This is a genomic window from Azotobacter armeniacus, from assembly GCF_054779355.1.
Window position 1 is genome coordinate 1 of sequence record NZ_BAAGYK010000063.1, and the last position, 2,033, is coordinate 2,033.

Below are 2,033 nucleotides of genomic sequence, written 5' to 3' on the forward strand. Positions count from 1 at the left end.
CTTCTCCTTGAAAACCAACACACAAGGATCACCTGCATTCCTGACAAGCTCTACAACAGACGCGTCCGGCCTGAGTCGATCATGACGCAAAAAAAACAGGAAAAGCATGTAAATGGATATCTAGTCGTCGCCGAAGAGCTCCTGAAGCTTGATCTGTCCAAAGAAGACAGCGAAGCAGGAGCAGCATTGAATAAATTCGTCCAGACCATGCTAATCAGCGCATCGGACGCATGCAGACTAGCCTGCCAGGATAGACTTCCCTACCCGGTAAGAAAGAAACTTGCAATTCTATTTGCAAGGACAAAACTGCAACCCAGAAAAACAAAACGCATTGCAGCCTGCATTTTCCCAGAGCTATTAACAATAAAAAAATCCCTACGGAAAAGCCTTCATTTTTAGGAGCGCCACGCCAACAGCTCATATTTCATCCATCCTGGGCACTCCATCGATCAACCAAGATCTCTAAAAATATCCTCCTCATAATAAGTACAAACAGATTGTCTTCCTCGAAGCAAAACCCCAAACGAGAGCTTTTGTCTTCGGATCATTCAGACCATAGCGAATACCGATTTTCAGTGGCCTTCCAACCAGAGAAAAAGGCCTTTCCAACCTTCTCATTTCACTTACCTAACCAAGGAAGACATCATGAACCCGGAGAAAGTCAGCATAATCATACCCGTCTACAATGTTGAGCCCTATCTTGAGCAATGCCTGGACTCGGCCATCCACCAGGACTATGACAATATAGAGATCATCGCCGTCAATGACGGGTCCACCGACGCCAGCTTGTCAATACTAGAGCACTTTCGGGCCAGACATAAAAGCATCACTATCAAAAATATAGAAAATCAAGGATTATCAGCCGCCAGAAATATAGGACTTGAAATCGCAACCGGCGAATATATTTTATTCCTGGACAGCGATGACTTCATAGAAAGGCATACCATATCCACTTGCATTAAAAATTTCAGAGCGCATCGGGTAGATATAGTTTTCTTTGCAGCAGAAATATTTTTTGATGGACTCGACGAAACCTCAACCTTAAGCAGAAGATTCAGTTGTGAAAGGGCCCTGGATCTACAAAACAAGTGCTTTTCGGCACACACTTTTTTTAGCCAATCGATAAAACTTAAAAACTATCTGGCATCAGCATGCCTCTATGCTTACAAAAGAAACAGACTTGACAATATAAAATTTTATCCCGACCTCCTACACGAGGATAACTTGTTCACAACCAGGATTCTCCTTGAAAACAAACAGACCGTGGTCAAATGCATTCCTGACAAGCTCTACAACAGACGCATCCGGCCTGACTCGATCATGACGCAAAAAAAACAGGAAAAGCATGTAAATGGATATCTAGTCGTCGCCGAAGAGCTTCTGAAACTTGATGTAGCCAAAGAAAACAGCGACGCAGGAGTAGCATTGAATAAATTCATCCAGAACATGCTAATCAATGCATCACTCACATGCAGACTGACTTGCCAAGACAGACTTCCCTACCCTGTAAGAAAGAAACTCGCAGTTCTATTCGCAAGAACAAAGCCACAACCCAGGGAAGCAAAAAGCATTGCGCTCAGTATTTTCCCAGAGTTGTCAGCAATAAAAAGACTCCTAAGAAAAAAGCCTTCATTTCTAGGGAGGGTCTGAGAAAGCCATATTAAACATTTCATCAGGTTTTCAGTAGATTTTCCAACCAGACAAAAGGCGTTTTCAACTTTCCTATTTCGCTCATCAAATCAAGTCAGATATCATGAAGCCAGAGAAAGTCAGCATAATCATACCCGTCTACAATGTTGAGTCCTATCTTGCGCAATGCCTGGACTCGGCCATCCACCAGGATTATGACAATATAGAAATCATCGCAATCAACGATGGATCCACCGATGCAAGCCTGTCAATACTTGAGGGATTTCGTACCAAGCACAGAAACATAATAATTAAAAACATAGAAAATCAAGGAGTATCAGTCGCCAGAAACACGGGGCTTGAAATCGCAACTGGCGAATATATTTCATTCCTGGACAGCGATG

General features: G+C 42.9%; 2 protein-coding genes and 1 pseudogene. All 3 read left to right on the forward strand.

Going from position 1 to position 2,033, the window contains the following annotated elements; genetic code table 11:
* A pseudogene (locus ACYVD0_RS11670) lies at nucleotides 1-399 on the forward strand (glycosyltransferase family 2 protein); the annotation flags it as partial.
* 246 nt (nucleotides 400-645) lie between these two features.
* Nucleotides 646-1,650, forward strand: a complete 1,005-nt coding sequence (locus ACYVD0_RS11675) for a glycosyltransferase family 2 protein (RefSeq protein WP_460426972.1) — start codon at nucleotides 646-648, stop codon at nucleotides 1,648-1,650.
* 103 nt (nucleotides 1,651-1,753) lie between these two features.
* Nucleotides 1,754-2,033: glycosyltransferase family 2 protein (locus ACYVD0_RS11680; protein WP_460426973.1), on the forward strand; the 280-nt coding region annotated here is incomplete at its 3' end.